The sequence below is a fragment of the Kistimonas scapharcae genome (assembly GCF_039540975.1).
Lineage (GTDB): Bacteria > Pseudomonadota > Gammaproteobacteria > Pseudomonadales > Endozoicomonadaceae > Kistimonas > Kistimonas scapharcae.
Window position 1 is genome coordinate 24,422 of the sequence record NZ_BAABFL010000468.1, and the last position, 16,244, is coordinate 40,665.

Here is a 16,244-nt window from a genome sequence, read left to right on the forward strand (position 1 = left end):
AAAAAAGCCGCTTATGCGGCCTGATGTGCTTGATTATCTCGGGCTTGCTTGTTGAGCCAGTCCATAACCTTTGGCAGCAGTGTGAGCGGCATTTGCTCCAGGCTCTGAATGTGCGCCCGCTTGCAAATATCTGCATCGCTCACGTTTGCCAGAAATGCCGCGTTGCGCAGTGTTTGCGCCTGCTGTTGCGTGATTGTTTCGGCCTGCTGTGCCTGTGCTTGCTCTTGCTGTGGAGCCTGCTGGTGCGGCTGGTTTTGCGGCTGGCGGCGCGGTTGCTGGCTGTTCTCGTATGACTTGCCGACCGTTGCGGCATCGTCGTCAGCCTGAGCCATGCCGAGCAGTGCGGCATACGCATACCGGCGCATGTACGTGATGGAAGACCCCATGCACTGAGCCGGATTTTTGCCAGCAGCACCCTGCAAAACAGATTTTTCCATGACGAATTCGGAGTACATCCATTGCCCCGATTCGTGAACCAGCATCGTGCAAAGTGTTGTGCCTTGCTCACACTGGCCGATCATCTGGGATACAGCCAGTCCGTTAGACTCCAGAACAGGCTTGGCGGTGTCGATACACTCGCTCAGCTCTGCATACTTGTAGCCGTGGCCTTGCTTGCTCTTGCTGGCATTGCCGAGCGCGGCCTGCATCTTCACAAAGGCCGGAAAAATCTTGTCGGTTTCGTTGGACATTTTCATTTTTGATTCACTCCTGTCTGGCGAATATCAACCAGACGCATTCTGTAGATTTGTTCGCGCCGCGCTGGGTCGTCGGTGGTTTTTAGTTCGTTGATCAAGCGGCAAATGGTTATCAGGTATGGGTCAGGGTGGGGCGCTACTGTGCGCCCGTGTCGCCAGATCATAGGCTTGCCCGGATCAAGTTAACTTCACGGTGCGCCGCTTCCATCCATGCGCGGTGTCTGCGGCTGCACTTTGCGATATAGCGCTCCAGAGGCTCAGGATACCCGTTGCGCTTGCTGTGCCGGTTGCACTTGTCAATGATGCGCTCCAGAGCCTCACAACGGTTGTGAATGCGAGTCAGCCGGTTATCGCGGCTTGGCTTGGTGGTGATCATGCTGCCTCCTCCGTGCGAAGCTGGCGGAGATCGCTGAGCAGTCCAGCTATCCTGTAATCTGAGCCAATCTTGTCGGCAACGATCTTTCGCTCAAAGAACAGGTTTCCGGTCAGCTTCGAAAAAACCTGCACCGATAAAGTTCCAGTTTCGCTGCAGTAGCCCCACTCAATGCGGCTCCTGCACTCATCGGAGCCGTTGATGCTCGCCGCCATGTCTGCAATTTCGACAGCTCGGGAGTAGAAAACGCTTAAGTTCATGCTGACAGGCTCCACTCTGAATAACCGGCCTCAATGCGTTTAACCTGGGCTTTGTTGCTCAGGTCGAGCTTTTCGCCGTCAAGGAAATCGGCAACGTCTGGAAAGTCGCTAAAGGCTCCAAATAAGCCCGTCACACCCTCAAGCGTTGCCAGTGATTCAACCATACCGGAGAATCCCGAAATAGGCTCAGGGACGCTAAAAAGCGCCTTCTGCTGTGCGCTCATGGCGATTACCTCAGATTGTTATCAGTCGAGATTGTTGCGAGGGCCGCGAACATCGGCGGCAAGGTCAAATTCTTTCTTTCGAAGTTGATCAGGTGAGGCGGTGGCAGCTTTGTTCATGCTGGCGCGCAGGTTTTGCATTTCGCATCGAAACAGAATTGCCTTTACGCCATCAAGATTGCCAAACCGTTGCTCAAACTCTTCGGCAGTCATGCCGGGAGCCAGTCTTATTCCTGGCGCATACTCAATTCGGCTCATGATGTCAGCCCTACAAAAAACCATGCGCTAATTGCTGCCCAGCCAACGTAAGCGGCTGCGGCTATCAGGTAGCGCTGTTTGACTGTGGTCATGTCTACTCTCCGTTGGTGGCTTTGCAGAGTGCCGAGGTCTGCATGATCGCTGCCTGACGGTTTGGCTTGATCGCTCGACACTCTGCAAAAACACCGCTAAGTGCGCCCCACTCCTATCCCCTCAATGGAGATTCAGAACCAGATACCGGCTGGGTCTTTGCCGGGTGGCTGGTGTCACTGTTGCCAGATGACAGGCATAGATTAACCAACTGGTAATTAGTTGGCAATACCATCTGGTAATTCTTTTTGGAGTTTTGTGTCGACATTGATTTATGTCACTTTTCGTTAATCAGGGGGTGAACTGGCAAATGACCGGTGGGTTATATTTATAACGTATCTATGGTGTATCTATGATGTATATATATAGAGAAGGGGATAGGAATTTAATTCCTATTGAATAGGAATAATATTCCTATTGGATAGGAACCAAATTCCTATTGGTGTGAGTCTATAGGAATAATATTCCGGTCATATTCGGACACAAAAAACCCGGCACTTGGCCGGGCTGGTCGTAACCGTTCAGCTTGTCAGGGCAGTTGCAGTATCCCGACAACCTGGCCAACAAATATGGCGTTACCGGTCATCTGAATGGCTTGATACTTGCCGTTGGTAGGTGTCATGAACCACTCTCCGGCGATCTGGTGCGCTTCTCTTACGACAGCCTGACCGTTTACAAGGAATAAGCCAGTAACGCCGCGATCTAAATTTGTATCCGGGTCGATGTATACAATTGCTCCAGGTGCGATAGACATGCTTCCGGCTGGGGCGTGCATGTCGTCGGTTGATACCCTGTAGGCAAATGTGCGCATGCCTGCCTTGCTTGATGGGCAGGCAATCCACTGGCTGACCGCTTCTTTGATGCTGTCCGGAGCGAGCTGCCATTTATTGATCTGTTCATCGGCCAGCATTGGAACCATAGAAACTTGCGCAGAGCTTTCTGGCCGGTCAATGCCGTGCATAAGATACTCGACAGTTGTCCCCAGTGCTGACGCGATAGCGGACAGGGATTCGTGGCTCGGCCCACGCTTTCCGTTCAGCAGCCTGTTAAGCCCTGGCGCTGAGTAGCCGCTTTTCTCGGCCAGCTTGAGCTGAGTCATTTCTCGACGGCGCATCAGGTCGCGCACTCGGTCTGTCCAATCCATCTCATATAAACCAGTAAACATTGTTGTTTCTCATTCTATACCGGATTAACCATAAGGTAATAATACCAAATGGTTAATAAGTGCGGTATATACTTAACTGTAAATACTTGTTAAATTGCCAGCCGGTTAATACAATGATGCTCAAGTGGAAACGCTAACCGCTTTGACCCGGCAAAGACCTAGCCGGATAGCTGGTGCCGAACCTCGCGCAAGAGGTAGGAGTGAGGCAAGCCTAACGGCTTTTTCCAGTCATTACGCGTCGTGATGACCGGAAAGAGATAAAGGGCTTTATATGAAAAGACAAACAGTTGCGGCGCGCCGAATTCGCAAATTGATGAATGAGTTTGAGATGAGCGGGGTTGAGTTCGCCGATTCAGTTGGGGTTTCTCCGGTAACTGTTAGCCGGTGGGTGAATGGGAGGCGAAACGTTCAGGCAGGCGCGGTTTTGAAAATCGCATCCGTTTACGGGTTGGACTGGAAAGAGTGGTGGCCAGAGCTGGTCGCTTAATTTTTTGGAAAGAGGTAATCGCAAATGAAAGCAAGCAATTTTCAGCAGCATCTTGCTATCCCCGGAAGCATGGAAGTAGGTGTGTCAGCGCAAGGCGGCGACAGTCGCGGGGGAGAGCTGGCACTTTTTAAGGCGGCAATATCCGAGATTCAGTCCTCAGCCTTGGCCGAAATCAAAAAGGCCGGTGCCGAGGTTAGCAGGGTTAATCTGGTATCCAAGGAAAAGTCGCTAGAAACATTTACACCGAAAGAGATTGCAGAGCGTATTAAGTTCCCTCCCAGCTTCAAGGGAAACAAGGCGCAGGCGGTAAATAAGCGGCTTGTTGCTAAAGGGTTGCAAACCTGCCGCAGGAACGAGAAGGGCGTACTGTGCTACACCCTGACAGAAAAAGGGGTCGAGTACGGGGTGCAGGTTGCTGGTAAGTCAACCACAAAGCGGTGTGTTTGGCGGCTTGATGTTATTGATGTGATTCTCGGCAGAGTGGTTGCCTGATGGATACGGAGATCGAGATTGCATCCATCATTGTTGAGGGTCGATTCCGTAAGGAAATGGGAGACCTTCAGGCGCTGGCGGACAGCATCAAAAAGAACGGACTACTCCAATCTGTAGGAATCACCAAAGACAACAGGCTTGTTTTTGGGGGGCGACGACTGGAGGCGTGCAAGCTGTTAGGTATGACGCACATTCCTTACAGGGAGATAGATTGTGATGCGCTGATTGCGGAGCATGACGAGAACGAGGTCCGCAAGGATTTTACCGTCAGCGAACGAGTAGAGATTGCAAGAGAAATTGAAAAACGACTATCAAAACGACACGGAAGTAATCAGCACCTAAAGAAAGAGGAGTGCGATAACAATCGCACTCCTGTAACTGGACGTTCTGACGTAGAAGCAGCAAAACAAGCCGGACTTGGTAGCGACTTCACACTCCGGCAAGCCAAAAAGGTCATAGACCAGGGCGCACCGGCACTGGTCGAGGCGATGGACAGCGGCGAGGTATCCATATCGGCGGCGGCAGACGTGGCCGGACTGGACGAGGCAGAACAGATCAGGATTGTTAAGGCTGGAGAGGTAAGCAAGAAAGCCAAAGAGATTAGAGGGGAGGGGAAAAAGGCCAGAAAGAAAAAAAATGAAGCGGTAACAGAATCAGGTCATGTTGTGCCGACGTTTTCTGACGTCATGAAGTTAATACAGCGGCTACCGGAGAGCGAAAAGCTGTCTGTTTTTCGCAGGCTTTCCGGAGAGCTAAAGGCGATCGGTGACAAAACAAAAGGCTCAGAGCTTGAGAAAACAGTCCGAAGGCAGGCGTCAGAGATAGAAACTTTACGCAAGATGCTGGACGCGCAAGACGAGAAGGCAAGGCGGTTACAGGCTGCGCTAGACGAGCTGGCCAACACCGAGATCAAGGGCGGGTTTTCGCATGCGTACAGTGTGCTGGGTGTTGAGGTTGATGCGACACCAGCGGAGATAAAGAAGGCTTACCGGCGAAAGTGCAGCGAGTGCCACCCCGATAATGGTGGTGATGCGGCAGCGTTCGACGAGGTTCAGAAGGCTTACGAAATACTGAAAGCCGCATAAAGAAAAACCCCGACCATATGAGCCGGGGTTTCTAGCATTTGGGTCTGAGGTGATCGCAACAAAACAGCAGACTCAAAACACGTAGAGGTAATTATCAATGAGTGTATCGCTCATGTCAAAGGTGTGGCGCATGACCATACCATCGACAGAGAAAATAGTTTTGCTTGCCCTGGCTGATTGGGCGAGTGATGACGGCGTTGCATACCCAAAGCAATGCACGCTGGCGTCAAAATGCAGCCTAACTGATCGAACAATACGCAAGACGCTGAAATCGCTGCGTGAGTCGTATCGGTTGATCGAGTGGGAGCCGCGAAGCGAAGAAACGCAAGGCCGCTCCAACACGTATTTCTTGACGTTTGTTAAGACTGCTGACGAGCCAATCATTATTGAAAAAGTGGAGACCCCAAAGGCTGAGCCGAAACCGAAGCCGCCAGCAAAAACCAAACCCGCCAATAGAGCCACGCAGATACCTGATGACTTCGTTGTTGACGATGAACTGAAGGGGTGGGCATGCGAAAACCGAATCGAAGTAGACCTGAGAGCCGAAACAGAGCAGTGGACTGATTACCACAAAGCAAAAGGCTCACTGCAAAAAGATTGGCGCGCAAGCTGGCGCACTTGGATGAGAAATGCAAAAAAGTGGGGGCGGAACAATGCAAACAGCTACAACGGCAATGCAAACGGCTCTAGCAGGCTTGAGGACGAACTCAACGACACAAGCTGGGCAGACGGGCTGTGCTGAACGTCGCCATGATCCAGCGCTGGTAAATATGGTGTTTGGCGCAATGAAAATTGCATGGCCGGGTCAGTATGACAAGCATTTCGGCAGAGAGGGTAAGGAAAAGGAAAGGGAAGCCGCCAAACGCATGTGGATGCAGGACGAAGCATTCTCAAGACTGACTGAGCAACAGATCGCAATCGGCATTAAGAAAATGATTTCCGGTAGCGAGTATATGCCGAGCCTTGCCAGCTTCGTTAACTTTTGCAAAGCAAAGCCGGAAGACCTTGGCATTCCGTCGGTAGCTGAGGCGTGGCGGGAAGCTTGCAACAACTCCCACGAGGTTCTGAGTCACAAGTGGAGCCATCAGGCCGTATATCTGGCCGGTAAACAGACTGACTGGCACCAGATACGCGGAGCCTCTGGAGAAAAAGAGGTTTCCAGGCTGCGAAATCAATTCGGATATTGCTATCAGGCGCTTGTAAATCGGCTTATGGCGGGCGAAGACATCAGCGGAGAGATACCGCTAGCCATTACCGATCAGAGCCGGAAAACGGTTGAGCAGATGCAGGAGCGGCGAGGGCGTGAGCAGGTTGCTAAAGCGATGGAGGAGTACGGCATTCCTGAACGGTTGAGCGCATCGTCGGCCATGGATCGCATGCGCGCAAGCTTGAGTGCACCCTGCCAGCGTAAGAAGACAAGGAGGGAGGCTCAGGTTCTGGCGATTACAGATTACAGCAAAGAGCGACTAGCCAATGTGGTGGCCATGCGTAGACGGGATTTAGGTGTTGGTGGTGCAGCATGAAAGATAAGCCGGTAATCAGCACAAAAGAGGCCGCAGAGCTGATCAGGTCTGGATTGAGCAATAAGGAGATACAGCGCAAGTGTGCGATATCTCCGGCAAGGATTCGCAAGGCTCTGGATACGGTTACACGCGAAATGCTGGCATTCAGGAGAACGGGTGTTAGCTGGAAAGAGGTTGCCAAAAAGTTTAACTGCAACGAGATAACCGCAAAGGTTCGGTGTTCAGAATACTGTTACTTGGAAGGGGTCGAGATGCCGAGGGTTGGCAAGGTTGGGCGGCACTTTAAGCGAGATGTCGACCTTTATGAAAACCTGAAGCTACCCGTAAACCAGCTACTCATGAGGGCTTGGGTATGAGCCCAATCAAGGTTAAAGATTTTCTAATAAGCGTCGCATCTCTAGCGGCGTTTTTTGTGGGCGCAACTTATATGGCAATGGGGGCAATCTAATGGCTCGCGGAGTAAACAAGGTCATCATTATCGGCAACCTGGGTAACGATCCAGAGGTGCGATACACGCCGAGCGGTACGGCAATCTGCAATATCAGTGTTGCAACGTCTGAGAGCTGGAAAAACAAGCAGACCGGCCAGCAGGAAGACCGCACGGAATGGCACCGAATCGTCATTTTCGGAAAGCTGGCGGAGATTGCTGGCCAGCACCTCAGCAAAGGCTCAAAGGTCTACATCGAGGGCAAGCTGCAGACCCGCAAATGGCAAGACCAGCAAGGTCAGGACCGATACACGACAGAGATTGTCGTCGATATTAACGGGCAAATGCAGATGCTTGATTCCGTCCAGGGCGGGCAGCAACAACAGCAAGGGCAACAGCAGCCGCAGCAACGCCAGCCGCAACAGAATCAGCAGCGACAGCAGCCGCAGCAAGCGCCACAAGGCGGCTTTGATGATTTTGACGACGATATTCCTTTCTGAGGTTCGCAGGAGATAAGGATCATGACTGAATATCATAACCCATATTCGTGCTATTCCTGCGGCGGCAAATGCACGGTTGAGGTAACAGATTCGCTAGATGGTCATATGCTCGAATGCGATTCTACCTGCTCCGTGTGCGGCAAGATTCATCCATGGGCGACCGGCTTTTATCTCATGGATGAGGATAGCCAGCCGCCAAAATGCGAAACGTACACAAATGGCGCATTTTTGGGGTGATTCACAAACATAACCCATCTATCCGGCTGGCAGCTCTAATGCTGCTGGCTGATGGCTATTCACCATCAGAGATAGCGGCAGAGCTGGAGATTGATTGTGACCATGTGCGGCGATTGCTGGCTTGATACCGGAGACCCCTGGGCGAATGAAGTGGAGCAAAAACAAGGGCTGGTATATCGAGACGGACGGCTATCGGATAAGCAAGGCTATATCACAGGGTGCTGCCATTTACACGGCATGGAAGAAGACGGCGAAAGGGTATCAGGCAATCAAATACGGCAGCCTGCCGGAGTGCAAGAAAGCCTGTTCTGAGGATTCAAATGGCAGATAACCGGATAGTTATCGCATCCGAGGCTCAGCGGCAGCAGTTAATACGATTCCTATCCAATCAACCGCTTGATAAGCCGCTAGAAATCATCTGGCGGCCTTTCAAGTCAAAGCGAAGTTTGCCTGCTAACGCCTTGTTTCATAAGTGGGTTTCGGTATTGGCTCGCCACTTCACAAAAAAAGGTCATCAGGTAAGCGACGATTACATGAAGCTGCTGCTTAAGCATCAGTTTCTTGGATATGAATCAATCACGGTTGGCCGGACTGAAATAAAAGACCAGCTCCGGCATACCAGCAAGCTGAACAGCGCTGAGTTTTGCGAGTTCATGACGAAGGTTGACGCATGGGCTGCCGATCATGGCTGTTTCCTGCCGAGGCCGGAAGACAGCGAGTATGAGCGCTACCTAAGCGCAAGAGTATGACGAAAGACGAGCGACGTTATCAAAACGCGCTCCGCAATACCGGCTGTATTGTCTGCATCAACCAGGGCATAGAGCCAGCAATTCCCGCCAGTATCCATCATATCCGCACCGGCACAGGTGCAGGCCAAAAGGCATCAGAAACCGACGTTATACCGCTCTGCCCGGCGCATCATCAGCAGGGCGGCTACGGCGTTGCTTTTCATGCTGGTCCGGCTATCTGGCAGGAATTGTATGGCTCTGAATTGGAATTGGTAGAGCAGGTCAGAGAGCTGGCGGCGGAGTATGAATGTGCATTTGTTGGGAGTGTACGACGATGATCTGGATTGTATTGGGTGTGCTGGTTGTTGCTGTGGTTGCCGGTATCGCTGATGCCTGCTCAAGCCTGCCAAAGAAGCCGGAGGACTGGTTTTAATGAATATTGACGATCTCTATCACAAGCCGGTAATGCGCCACACGGTTGCATCAAAAAAGGCTGAGCGTGACCGCCTGAACGCTGACACTGAGGCATTTATCAAGACTGGCGGCAAGGTGCACGAGATTCCAACCGGGCGAGAGTCGCGGGTTTCGGCTTTCTGGACTGGCTGCATGAGGAATCAGCCGAATGGGTGAAGCAGTTATAACGCTGCCACTGCCGCCAACTGTTAACCATGTATGGAAGCACACCGTCAGGGGGCGGCGTGCTTGCGTGTACATGAGCGCAGAAGGCAAGGCTTACCGGCAGCATGTGGGGCTTGAGTGTAACCGGCAACAGGTGTCTGGACTGAAGCTGTCAGGGCGGCTTGTGGTGCGCGTAGGGCTGGCTTTTCCTGACAGGCGCAGGTGCGACATAGACAACCGGTTAAAGGCACTCTTTGACGGGTTAACGGCGGCAGGCGTCTGGTTAGACGACAGCCAGATAGACGAGCTGTTTGTTGCGAGACTGCCCGTGAGTAGCGAGTCGAAAGCGAAAGGCGGTTATGCGGTGATTGATATCAAGGAGCTGGCAGCGTGACTGCATCAGACGAAATCACATCAGACAAGATTCTGGTTAAGGCGGCTGAGCATATTCGCCAGCGTGCCGCGCAGAGAGACTGTGAAGCGACCGGCGAGCGCTCAATGGCCAAAACTGTGCAGGCATTTAACGCCATATTTGGCCACCAAGTCACAGAAGAACAGGGCTGGCAGTTTATGACCCTACTCAAGATCGCCCGTTCATCGGCGGGCGGATATAACCCGGACGACTACGAAGACGGTGCGGCATATTTCGCCCTGGCTGGCGAAACGGCGGACCGGGTTCACAAGTTCAAGCAGAAGCATATCGTTATCGAGGACGAGTAATGGGCATTTTGGCGCGCAGCAGATGGCCGGAGCTGGAAAAGCTGGCAAGCGAAGGGAAAAGCATTAAAGAGATAGCGGAGGCGGCAGGTATCCATTACGGCACAGCTAAGCAAACGCTGTCAGCTATCCGTAAGGCTGGCGGCGCGTCAAAGCCCAAGGCAGAGAAGCTGACACCGGTTCAGGAGCACCAGCTAAAGCGGCAAAACAAACACCTTGCCGGACAACTGGAAGAATTGGCGGAGCGGTACGAGCGCGATAACCGGCTGGCTGGTCTTCTGGCAGAAATGCGGCAGCAGGAGCTAAAGCCGCCAGCGTGGGCGATGCCTGGTACGTCGCAGAGCGGTCACCAGATCGCCTGTACCGTGCTTTCTGACTGCCACTATGACGAGGTTGTTAACCCTGAAGAGGTGGCGTTTACCAACGCTTACAACCGCCAGATAGCCGAATTACGGACGCGGACGTACTTTGACAACGTTTGTCGCCTGCATGATGACGTAGGCGTGCCTCTGGATGGTCTTGTGTTGTGCCTGGCCGGCGACATGGTGAGCGGAAACATTCATGAAGAATTGGCGCAGAGCAATGATGCGCACATCATGAACACAGTGGTCCACTGGTCAGAGCAGTTGTCTGCCGGTGTGGCGCTCCTGGCTGACACTTTCGGCAAGGTTCATGTTCCATGCGTTACCGGTAATCATGGCCGGAATACGCGCAAGCCGCGCAATAAGGGACGGGCAGAGGATAACTTCGACTGGTTGATATACAAGCTGATTGAGCGAGAGTTTCGCAACGACCCGCGTGTCACTTTTCAGATTCCGAATAACTCAGACTGCCGGTTTAACATCTTCAGCACTCGATACCAGCTCAGCCACGGCGACCAATTCCGGGGCGGAAACGGTATTGCCGGTATCTTCTCGCCAATCATGCGAGGCGACCACCAGAAGCGGAAGCGCGAAACCAGCATAAACACGCCATACGACGTATTAATCATGGGGCATTGGCACCAGTTGCTAGACATGCGCCGGGTTGTCGTTAATGGCAGCTTGAAGGGCTACGACGAGTACGCCTACGCGAACAATTTTGACTTCCAGCCGCCAGAGCAAGCCTTCTGGCTGACCCATCCCAAATACGGAAAGACCATTACCGCGCCTGTCCGGGTTATTTCTGACCGGGAGCGGGCATTGTGGCCACAATCTAACGATGTTAGTGCAAACTGGATGAATGGAGCGGCATAAATGCTTGATCTGAGACGCCTTAATGTAAGGGACGCCATCTGTGCAGCATACGGCGTCCAGATGAAAAGCAAGCCATTAGACTTGCAGGAATCAACCTATCAGAGCACCAAAGGAACGAAGCCGATCAGCAATAGCCTGATAGCTGACGGGATAGAGGCTGGCAAAGTGATTGCCGCAGTCGAGAGCCTGCCAAAGCATTTAAGAGCCTGGGCGGTGTGGGCGTATGCGCCAAGGGTTCCGGAGTGGGAGCTGCCGGCGCAAGGTGTATTCTTTCAGTGGTTTGCTGACGATGTAGCTATCAGGCTGCTGGAGATGGAAAAGGTGCCAAGGGCGGGCACTGCTGACCGCATCAGGAGCGTTTCGGCATGGGCTGCGCTTAATTGGCGTGATGAAAAGGTTAGCGGGAAAAGGCCGTATTCTGAGGCCGTGATTCAGAAAGCGTGCGGAATTCAGCGCCAAAACTGGAAGCGCGACTATCTGTGTTGGTACGAGTGGGCGTGCGGCCTGTGCAGAGGGCTGGATTCTGAAGCGCTCGCGCCGGTATCTGCCGTGCTTACCGCCGAGAAGGCAAAAGCAAGGGCTGAATATTTAGCAGGCCGTGCCGGTGAGTACAATTACTGTGCTATTGCCGTTTGATTACAAAAAAGGTACCATATTTCCATTGTTGATTATTGCGCCCGGAGATTAATTTCTGCCGGGCGTTTTTGTTTCTGGCCTTCTGGTATCGCCATGTAACGCAATCGACTGGCTCCGCAGCCGTAAGCGCGGTGTGGTTTACTCTGCCCCATATCAGCCAATTGCAGAGCATGTGACAGCGACGCACGCGCATGTAGCCCTAGCGGCAGCATCAGTTCGGAGTGGCGACCCGTTAACGCAATCAGTCAGCCTCGGATATCACTACGTTTTTTCCTGTCTTTGAAGCCCTGACAGCTAACCCCCTGCTGTCGGGGCTTTTCTTTTTGTGCCCATCGGGAACGTGTCGCCAATGGGCATACCTTTGGAGCTGTGAAGATGGACGCAACAGACCTCATTAAGCTGCACGAAGGTTGCAGGCTGAAGCCTTACCGCTGCACGGCTAACAAGCTAACAATCGGATGGGGCAGAAATCTGGATGATAACGGCATCGACCAGGAGGAGGCAGATTTCATGCTTGATTCCGACGTTATCGCCGTTGAGAAGGAGCTAGGCAGCAATCTGTCGTGGTTCTGTTCGCTAGACGAGGTGCGTCAAGCTGTCCTGACGGATATGTGCTTCAACCTCGGCTGGCCTCGCCTGTCTGCGTTCAAAAAGACCCTGCAGCACATTGAGGGCGGTCACTATGAGCTGGCCGCAATCGAGATGCTCAATAGCAAGTGGGCGCGACAGGTCAAAAACCGAGCTGCCCGCCTGTCTGAAATGATGCAATCAGGAAAATGGCCGGAGGTGACATGATCGCAAAGTTACTTGGTCTGCTTGGTGGGCCTGCCGGTATGGCGCTTGCTGTACTGAAAGATATTGTCCTGTCATTCATATCTAGCCGAATCATTGCCCGGATATTCTGGCTGGTGATTGATCAGGCTGGCGAGCGAATGGCCGAACTATGGGCAAAGAGCAAAAACAACCAGCTCAAAGCAGAGCGGGCGGCAGAGCTTCGCAGAATCATTGCGGAGGCGAAAGCTGATTACTACAACGAGCCGGTAGAGCGCCGGAAGCAAACACACGACGAGCTGTAGCATGATGATTCCTGAGTGGGTTGTATGGATATTCCCCGTTGTTGTCGCGCCGTCAGTTGTCGGCCTGTTCAATCTGCGTACTCGGGTATCAGTCATTGAGGCGCAGATCGCAAACAACCAGGACATGAAAAACCTGATTGAGCATATGGACAGGCGGCTGGTTGCGCTGGAAACGATATTGGCCGAGATGCGCCGAAGGGGTTGATGTATGGCAAAGCTCACCCAGAAACAGGAGGCGTTTTGTCGTGAGTACATAGCCAATGGTGGAAACGCCACCAAAGCTGCTCTGGCGGCGGGGTACAGCAAAAAGACGGCTCGGTCTGTCGGAGCTGAAAACCTGACAAAACCAGACATTAAAGCCCGCCTGATTGTGCAGCGCGAAAAGGCGCAGGAAGCCTTCACGGTAACGGTAGAGCAAAGGCTTAACCTGTTATGGGCTGCAGCAAACAAAGGGCTTGATGAGTACACCGACCAGCTAGGCAACAGAAGGCCGCACAGCCTGCCCGCCTCAGTCTCAGCAGTAAGCGAAATAAACAAGATGCTTGGTACCGGCTCTGACGACGAAGAAACAGCCAAGCCGCTACAGGTCATATTCAATGTCAGAGAGCAAGTTAAGCCTGAGTGATGCTCAATACAGGTTCCTGTCGCTAGATAAGAAGTTTCGCGCCTATGTTGGCGGCTTTGGTAGTGGCAAGACGTTTGCGGGCTGCCTTGACCTTGTAACCTTTGCCATGTGCAACCCTAGACTGGCTCAAGGTTACTTTGCTCCGACTTACCCATTGATACGGGACATCTTCTATCCGACTGTATCGGAAGCTGCCGAGCTGGTTGGCATGCGCGTGAAGGTGCGCGAGAGCAATAAAGAGGTTGATCTATACCGGGGTCGAATCTATTACGGCACGATCATATGCCGGACGATGGATAACCCGGCCAATATTGTCGGATTTAAGATAGCCCGCGCATTGTGTGACGAGCTTGACGTTATGGCCGCTCACAAGGCTGAGCAGGCTTGGAACAAGATCATTGCCCGTTTGCGACTGGTTGCCCCCGGCATCGTAAACGGCATTGGTGTGACGACAACCCCGGAAGGGTTCAAGTTCACCTATCAGCGATTTAAGAAATCACCTGGCGCATCGTACGGGTTGGTTCAGGCCAGCACCTACGAGAATGCAGCATACCTGCCGCCTGATTACATAAGCTCGCTTCGTGAGTCTTACCCCGGACAACTGATTGACGCCTACCTAATGGGCGAGTTCGTCAACCTGAACTCTGGAACGGTTTACAACCAGTTTGACCGCAAGCTGAACCACTGCAACGACGTTGAAGACGGTCACGAGCCGTTATTTATCGGGATGGATTTCAACGTTGGAAAGATGGCCGCCGTTGTCCATGTGAAGCGAGAAGGGCAGCCTAGAGCGGTTGACGAGATTATTAACGGTTATGACACGCCCGACATGGTGCGCATCATAACCGAGCGATACGGCACTGACCGCTCAATCATGATTTACCCGGATGCGAGCGGAAATAGCCGGAAAAGCGTCAACGCCAGCAAGACGGATATCGGCACACTTGAACAGGCCGGTTTTACTGTCTGCGTCGATCTGTCAAACCCGCCAGTTAAAGATCGTATAAACGCAATGAATGCCATGTTCTGCAATGCTGGCGGAGAGCGGCGCTATCTGGTCAACACTGACCGCTGCCCGACGTATACCGAATGCCTAGAGCAACAGGTATGGGCAGCTAATGGCGAGCCTGACAAGAGCGCAGACAACGATCACCCGAACGACGCAGGCGGCTACTTCATCGCGCACGATTACCCGGTTATTAAACCTGTAACCCGTTTTGAAATTGGTTTCGCACTATGACGCAAGACATTGATTTTTGCCGGATTCCTGGCGACCGCCTGAAGCTCTGGCGCATGATTGATGATGCGTGCGAGGGCGAGCAGGCCATTAAGAAGGGCGATGAACGATACCTGCCAAAGCCCAACCCGCAGGACGTGTCGCCAGAGAACGACGAGCGCTACAAGCAGTACAAGGCGAGGGCGGTATTTTACAACGCTACTGGCCGCACGCTTTCCGGTCTGGTTGGCGTGGCGTTCAGTAAAGACGCTGCCACCGAGCTATCAACCAGGCTTGAGTATCTGCGAGCAAATGCCGATGGCGCTGGCAACGGCCTGGAACAACTGGCACAAAAGGCGCTTAACCATACCGCTGGCAAAGGTCGAGCCGGTATTCTGGTTGATTACCCGGCCACTGACGGCAATCTGAGCCGGTCAGAGGCTGCCGGTATTGGCGCTTCCATGCTGCTGTATCGACCGCAACAGATTATCAACTGGGATACAGAGACAGTTAACGGACAAAAACGCCTGAATCTGGTTGTCCTGAAAGAGTCAGGCACGCAGCGCGAGAAAGGCGGGTTTAAGCATGTCGAGTATATTCGTTGGCGAGTCCTGGCGCTTGAGGATGGCGTTTACATTGTCCGCATCTTTGAGAAGACACAGCACGGCATTCAGGAGACAGCCAACTTTATGCCGTCTGACGCTGCTGGCAATGTCTGGCACGAGATACCGTTTACCTTCACTGGCTCAAACGATAACGACCCCGACATTGACCAGGCGCCACTTGCTGATCTGGCGAGCCTGAACGTTGCCCACTATCGCAACTCTGCTGATGTTGAGGAAAGTTCGTACATCGCAGGGCAGCCGACACTCGTCCTGCCCGGCCTCAAACAGCAGTGGTATGACCACAACCTGAAAGGCAAGGTTTATATCGGCTGTCGCGGCGGGCTGCCCCTCAACGAAGGTGCAGACGCAAAGCTGCTGCAGGCAAGCCCAAACCAGTTGCCCTTTGAGCTGATGAAGCATAAAGAGGAGCAGATGATTCGGATAGGCGCCAGATTGCTGGAGCCGTCGCGCAATATCACTGCAACCGGCACCAAGAGCAACGACAAGTCAGCCTATTCGGTTCTGTCTCTCTGTGTCGCCAACGTCTCATCAGCCATTACAAAGGCTCTGCAGTGGTGCGCCGCATACATGGGCGACACTGGCGAGTCATGGTACGAGATTAGCCGTGATTTCGTGATAGCAGAGCTGACGGCTCAAGACCTGTTGGCACTGGTTCAGCTCTGGCAGTCAGGCACAACGCCAAGGTCCGCCATCTGGGCGCTTCTCCGCCGGTATGAGATCATCGACCCCGAGCTCACCGACGAAGAAATAGAAGCCGAGCTAGCTAACGAGCCTGTTCCCTTGATGGCGTAACTACGTATAATCCCGCTTATGGGTAAAGTAGTTACGCTGCGACCAAAGCAGACAGCAAAGCAAGAGCCTAGAGGGCAGTGGGTTCCGTACGCTGGGCGAGAGTTCAGGGTGTGGCAGTGCGCTTGCGGCTCAACCCTTCAGCAAGTTGTTGAGGGGATAGGC

General features: G+C 53.0%; 28 protein-coding genes. 22 read left to right on the forward strand and 6 right to left on the reverse strand.

What is annotated here, in order from left to right; all coding sequences use genetic code 11:
• Nucleotides 1-11 precede the first annotated feature (11 nt).
• From ABD892_RS22860 to ABD892_RS22885, 6 genes are all read right to left on the reverse strand, one after another.
• A complete protein-coding gene (locus ABD892_RS22860) occupies nucleotides 12-695 on the reverse strand; it encodes an ERF family protein (protein WP_345198536.1) in 684 nt (227 codons plus the stop codon).
• A 160-nt stretch (nucleotides 696-855) separates the two neighbouring features.
• Nucleotides 856-1,071, reverse strand: coding sequence for a hypothetical protein (locus tag ABD892_RS22865; protein ID WP_345198537.1), 216 nt, complete (start codon nucleotides 1,069-1,071; stop codon nucleotides 856-858).
• Nucleotides 1,068-1,328, reverse strand: coding sequence for a hypothetical protein (locus ABD892_RS22870; RefSeq protein WP_345198538.1), 261 nt, complete (start codon nucleotides 1,326-1,328; stop codon nucleotides 1,068-1,070). Before ABD892_RS22870 ends, ABD892_RS22865 begins: the two co-directional genes overlap by 4 nt.
• Nucleotides 1,325-1,552, reverse strand: coding sequence for a hypothetical protein (locus ABD892_RS22875; protein ID WP_345198540.1), 228 nt, complete (start codon nucleotides 1,550-1,552; stop codon nucleotides 1,325-1,327). Before ABD892_RS22875 ends, ABD892_RS22870 begins: the two co-directional genes overlap by 4 nt.
• Before the next feature lie 21 nt (nucleotides 1,553-1,573).
• Nucleotides 1,574-1,807, reverse strand: a complete 234-nt coding sequence (locus ABD892_RS22880) for a hypothetical protein (RefSeq protein ID WP_345198541.1) — start codon at nucleotides 1,805-1,807, stop codon at nucleotides 1,574-1,576.
• Between the two features lie 619 nt (nucleotides 1,808-2,426).
• Complete coding sequence (locus tag ABD892_RS22885; RefSeq protein WP_345198542.1) at nucleotides 2,427-3,041, reverse strand: helix-turn-helix domain-containing protein; 615 nt, start codon at nucleotides 3,039-3,041, stop codon at nucleotides 2,427-2,429.
• A gap of 292 nt (nucleotides 3,042-3,333) precedes the next feature.
• Here ABD892_RS22885 and ABD892_RS22890 point away from each other — a divergent pair, with 292 nt between their 5' ends.
• The 22 genes from ABD892_RS22890 (at nucleotide 3,334) to ABD892_RS22995 (ending at nucleotide 16,082) form a co-directional block, all read left to right on the forward strand.
• A complete protein-coding gene (locus ABD892_RS22890) occupies nucleotides 3,334-3,549 on the forward strand; it encodes a helix-turn-helix domain-containing protein (protein WP_345198543.1) in 216 nt (71 codons plus the stop codon).
• A 24-nt stretch (nucleotides 3,550-3,573) separates the two neighbouring features.
• A complete protein-coding gene (locus tag ABD892_RS22895) occupies nucleotides 3,574-4,041 on the forward strand; it encodes a hypothetical protein (RefSeq protein WP_345198545.1) in 468 nt (155 codons plus the stop codon).
• Complete coding sequence (locus tag ABD892_RS22900) at nucleotides 4,041-5,126, forward strand: DnaJ domain-containing protein (protein ID WP_345198546.1); 1,086 nt, start codon at nucleotides 4,041-4,043, stop codon at nucleotides 5,124-5,126. The genes ABD892_RS22895 and ABD892_RS22900 overlap by 1 nt, the downstream gene beginning before the upstream one ends.
• 130 nt (nucleotides 5,127-5,256) lie before the next feature.
• Nucleotides 5,257-5,868 carry a helix-turn-helix domain-containing protein gene (locus tag ABD892_RS22905; RefSeq protein ID WP_345198547.1) on the forward strand — a complete coding sequence of 204 codons (612 nt, stop codon included), beginning with the start codon at nucleotides 5,257-5,259 and terminating at the stop codon, nucleotides 5,866-5,868.
• Between the two features lie 28 nt (nucleotides 5,869-5,896).
• Nucleotides 5,897-6,649: a replication protein P gene (locus ABD892_RS22910; protein WP_345198548.1), complete on the forward strand. Its 753-nt coding sequence runs from the start codon at nucleotides 5,897-5,899 to the stop codon at nucleotides 6,647-6,649.
• On the forward strand, nucleotides 6,646-7,005 hold the full coding sequence (locus ABD892_RS22915) for a hypothetical protein (protein WP_345198549.1): 360 nt from the start codon (nucleotides 6,646-6,648) through the stop codon (nucleotides 7,003-7,005). The genes ABD892_RS22910 and ABD892_RS22915 overlap by 4 nt, the downstream gene beginning before the upstream one ends.
• Before the next feature lie 91 nt (nucleotides 7,006-7,096).
• A complete protein-coding gene (gene ssb / locus ABD892_RS22920) occupies nucleotides 7,097-7,576 on the forward strand; it encodes a single-stranded DNA-binding protein (protein ID WP_345198550.1) in 480 nt (159 codons plus the stop codon).
• A 200-nt stretch (nucleotides 7,577-7,776) separates the two neighbouring features.
• Nucleotides 7,777-7,938: a hypothetical protein gene (locus ABD892_RS22925; protein WP_345198552.1), complete on the forward strand. Its 162-nt coding sequence runs from the start codon at nucleotides 7,777-7,779 to the stop codon at nucleotides 7,936-7,938.
• 20 nt (nucleotides 7,939-7,958) lie between these two features.
• On the forward strand, nucleotides 7,959-8,144 hold the full coding sequence (locus ABD892_RS22930) for a hypothetical protein (protein WP_345198553.1): 186 nt from the start codon (nucleotides 7,959-7,961) through the stop codon (nucleotides 8,142-8,144).
• Nucleotides 8,134-8,562 carry a recombination protein NinB gene (locus ABD892_RS22935; protein WP_345198554.1) on the forward strand — a complete coding sequence of 143 codons (429 nt, stop codon included), beginning with the start codon at nucleotides 8,134-8,136 and terminating at the stop codon, nucleotides 8,560-8,562. Before ABD892_RS22930 ends, ABD892_RS22935 begins: the two co-directional genes overlap by 11 nt.
• Nucleotides 8,559-8,879 (forward strand): Ref family recombination enhancement nuclease, encoded by a 321-nt coding sequence (locus ABD892_RS22940; RefSeq protein ID WP_345198555.1) that lies wholly within the window; start codon nucleotides 8,559-8,561, stop codon nucleotides 8,877-8,879. Before ABD892_RS22935 ends, ABD892_RS22940 begins: the two co-directional genes overlap by 4 nt.
• A gap of 94 nt (nucleotides 8,880-8,973) precedes the next feature.
• Complete coding sequence (locus ABD892_RS22945; protein ID WP_345198557.1) at nucleotides 8,974-9,171, forward strand: hypothetical protein; 198 nt, start codon at nucleotides 8,974-8,976, stop codon at nucleotides 9,169-9,171.
• Nucleotides 9,164-9,553, forward strand: a complete 390-nt coding sequence (locus ABD892_RS22950; protein WP_345198558.1) for a RusA family crossover junction endodeoxyribonuclease — start codon at nucleotides 9,164-9,166, stop codon at nucleotides 9,551-9,553. Before ABD892_RS22945 ends, ABD892_RS22950 begins: the two co-directional genes overlap by 8 nt.
• Nucleotides 9,550-9,879 carry a DUF6378 domain-containing protein gene (locus ABD892_RS22955; protein ID WP_345198559.1) on the forward strand — a complete coding sequence of 110 codons (330 nt, stop codon included), beginning with the start codon at nucleotides 9,550-9,552 and terminating at the stop codon, nucleotides 9,877-9,879. Before ABD892_RS22950 ends, ABD892_RS22955 begins: the two co-directional genes overlap by 4 nt.
• An 8-nt stretch (nucleotides 9,880-9,887) precedes the next feature.
• On the forward strand, nucleotides 9,888-11,111 hold the full coding sequence (locus ABD892_RS22960) for a hypothetical protein (RefSeq protein WP_345198560.1): 1,224 nt from the start codon (nucleotides 9,888-9,890) through the stop codon (nucleotides 11,109-11,111).
• The gene (locus ABD892_RS22965) at nucleotides 11,112-11,747 is read left to right on the forward strand and encodes a bacteriophage antitermination protein Q (protein ID WP_345198561.1); all 636 of its coding nucleotides are present in this window, start codon (nucleotides 11,112-11,114) and stop codon (nucleotides 11,745-11,747) included.
• 375 nt (nucleotides 11,748-12,122) lie between these two features.
• A complete protein-coding gene (locus ABD892_RS22970) occupies nucleotides 12,123-12,542 on the forward strand; it encodes a glycoside hydrolase family protein (RefSeq protein ID WP_345198562.1) in 420 nt (139 codons plus the stop codon).
• On the forward strand, nucleotides 12,539-12,823 hold the full coding sequence (locus ABD892_RS22975) for a hypothetical protein (RefSeq protein WP_345198563.1): 285 nt from the start codon (nucleotides 12,539-12,541) through the stop codon (nucleotides 12,821-12,823). The genes ABD892_RS22970 and ABD892_RS22975 overlap by 4 nt, the downstream gene beginning before the upstream one ends.
• 1 nt (nucleotide 12,824) lies before the next feature.
• Nucleotides 12,825-13,028 (forward strand): hypothetical protein, encoded by a 204-nt coding sequence (locus ABD892_RS22980; protein ID WP_345198564.1) that lies wholly within the window; start codon nucleotides 12,825-12,827, stop codon nucleotides 13,026-13,028.
• 3 nt (nucleotides 13,029-13,031) lie between these two features.
• On the forward strand, nucleotides 13,032-13,448 hold the full coding sequence (locus ABD892_RS22985; RefSeq protein ID WP_345198565.1) for a terminase small subunit: 417 nt from the start codon (nucleotides 13,032-13,034) through the stop codon (nucleotides 13,446-13,448).
• Nucleotides 13,420-14,688 carry a terminase large subunit domain-containing protein gene (locus ABD892_RS22990; protein WP_345198566.1) on the forward strand — a complete coding sequence of 423 codons (1,269 nt, stop codon included), beginning with the start codon at nucleotides 13,420-13,422 and terminating at the stop codon, nucleotides 14,686-14,688. The genes ABD892_RS22985 and ABD892_RS22990 overlap by 29 nt, the downstream gene beginning before the upstream one ends.
• Nucleotides 14,685-16,082, forward strand: a complete 1,398-nt coding sequence (locus ABD892_RS22995; RefSeq protein ID WP_345198567.1) for a DUF4055 domain-containing protein — start codon at nucleotides 14,685-14,687, stop codon at nucleotides 16,080-16,082. The genes ABD892_RS22990 and ABD892_RS22995 overlap by 4 nt, the downstream gene beginning before the upstream one ends.
• Nucleotides 16,083-16,244: the final 162 nt, after the last annotated feature.

Bases quoted from the DNA above. Each gene is read 5' to 3' on its own strand.
- ABD892_RS22870 (WP_345198538.1), bottom strand. From the start codon at position 1,328: ATGAACTTAAGCGTTTTCTACTCCCGAGCTGTCGAAATTGCAGACATG.
- ABD892_RS22965 (WP_345198561.1), top strand. From the start codon at position 11,112: ATGCTTGATCTGAGACGCCTTAATGTAAGGGACGCCATCTGTGCAGCA.
- ABD892_RS22890 (WP_345198543.1), top strand. From the start codon at position 3,334: ATGAAAAGACAAACAGTTGCGGCGCGCCGAATTCGCAAATTGATGAAT.
- ABD892_RS22905 (WP_345198547.1), top strand. From the start codon at position 5,257: ATGACCATACCATCGACAGAGAAAATAGTTTTGCTTGCCCTGGCTGAT.
- ABD892_RS22940 (WP_345198555.1), top strand. From the start codon at position 8,559: ATGACGAAAGACGAGCGACGTTATCAAAACGCGCTCCGCAATACCGGC.
- ssb (WP_345198550.1), top strand. From the start codon at position 7,097: ATGGCTCGCGGAGTAAACAAGGTCATCATTATCGGCAACCTGGGTAAC.
- ABD892_RS22970 (WP_345198562.1), top strand. From the start codon at position 12,123: ATGGACGCAACAGACCTCATTAAGCTGCACGAAGGTTGCAGGCTGAAG.
- ABD892_RS22990 (WP_345198566.1), top strand. From the start codon at position 13,420: ATGTCAGAGAGCAAGTTAAGCCTGAGTGATGCTCAATACAGGTTCCTG.
- ABD892_RS22980 (WP_345198564.1), top strand. From the start codon at position 12,825: ATGATGATTCCTGAGTGGGTTGTATGGATATTCCCCGTTGTTGTCGCG.
- ABD892_RS22945 (WP_345198557.1), top strand. From the start codon at position 8,974: ATGAATATTGACGATCTCTATCACAAGCCGGTAATGCGCCACACGGTT.
- ABD892_RS22910 (WP_345198548.1), top strand. From the start codon at position 5,897: ATGGTGTTTGGCGCAATGAAAATTGCATGGCCGGGTCAGTATGACAAG.
- ABD892_RS22995 (WP_345198567.1), top strand. From the start codon at position 14,685: ATGACGCAAGACATTGATTTTTGCCGGATTCCTGGCGACCGCCTGAAG.
- ABD892_RS22875 (WP_345198540.1), bottom strand. From the start codon at position 1,552: ATGAGCGCACAGCAGAAGGCGCTTTTTAGCGTCCCTGAGCCTATTTCG.
- ABD892_RS22925 (WP_345198552.1), top strand. From the start codon at position 7,777: ATGCGAAACGTACACAAATGGCGCATTTTTGGGGTGATTCACAAACAT.
- ABD892_RS22930 (WP_345198553.1), top strand. From the start codon at position 7,959: ATGAAGTGGAGCAAAAACAAGGGCTGGTATATCGAGACGGACGGCTAT.
- ABD892_RS22885 (WP_345198542.1), bottom strand. From the start codon at position 3,041: ATGGATTGGACAGACCGAGTGCGCGACCTGATGCGCCGTCGAGAAATG.
- ABD892_RS22935 (WP_345198554.1), top strand. From the start codon at position 8,134: ATGGCAGATAACCGGATAGTTATCGCATCCGAGGCTCAGCGGCAGCAG.
- ABD892_RS22985 (WP_345198565.1), top strand. From the start codon at position 13,032: ATGGCAAAGCTCACCCAGAAACAGGAGGCGTTTTGTCGTGAGTACATA.
- ABD892_RS22895 (WP_345198545.1), top strand. From the start codon at position 3,574: ATGAAAGCAAGCAATTTTCAGCAGCATCTTGCTATCCCCGGAAGCATG.
- ABD892_RS22975 (WP_345198563.1), top strand. From the start codon at position 12,539: ATGATCGCAAAGTTACTTGGTCTGCTTGGTGGGCCTGCCGGTATGGCG.
- ABD892_RS22865 (WP_345198537.1), bottom strand. From the start codon at position 1,071: ATGATCACCACCAAGCCAAGCCGCGATAACCGGCTGACTCGCATTCAC.
- ABD892_RS22860 (WP_345198536.1), bottom strand. From the start codon at position 695: ATGAAAATGTCCAACGAAACCGACAAGATTTTTCCGGCCTTTGTGAAG.
- ABD892_RS22950 (WP_345198558.1), top strand. From the start codon at position 9,164: ATGGGTGAAGCAGTTATAACGCTGCCACTGCCGCCAACTGTTAACCAT.
- ABD892_RS22880 (WP_345198541.1), bottom strand. From the start codon at position 1,807: ATGAGCCGAATTGAGTATGCGCCAGGAATAAGACTGGCTCCCGGCATG.
- ABD892_RS22900 (WP_345198546.1), top strand. From the start codon at position 4,041: ATGGATACGGAGATCGAGATTGCATCCATCATTGTTGAGGGTCGATTC.
- ABD892_RS22915 (WP_345198549.1), top strand. From the start codon at position 6,646: ATGAAAGATAAGCCGGTAATCAGCACAAAAGAGGCCGCAGAGCTGATC.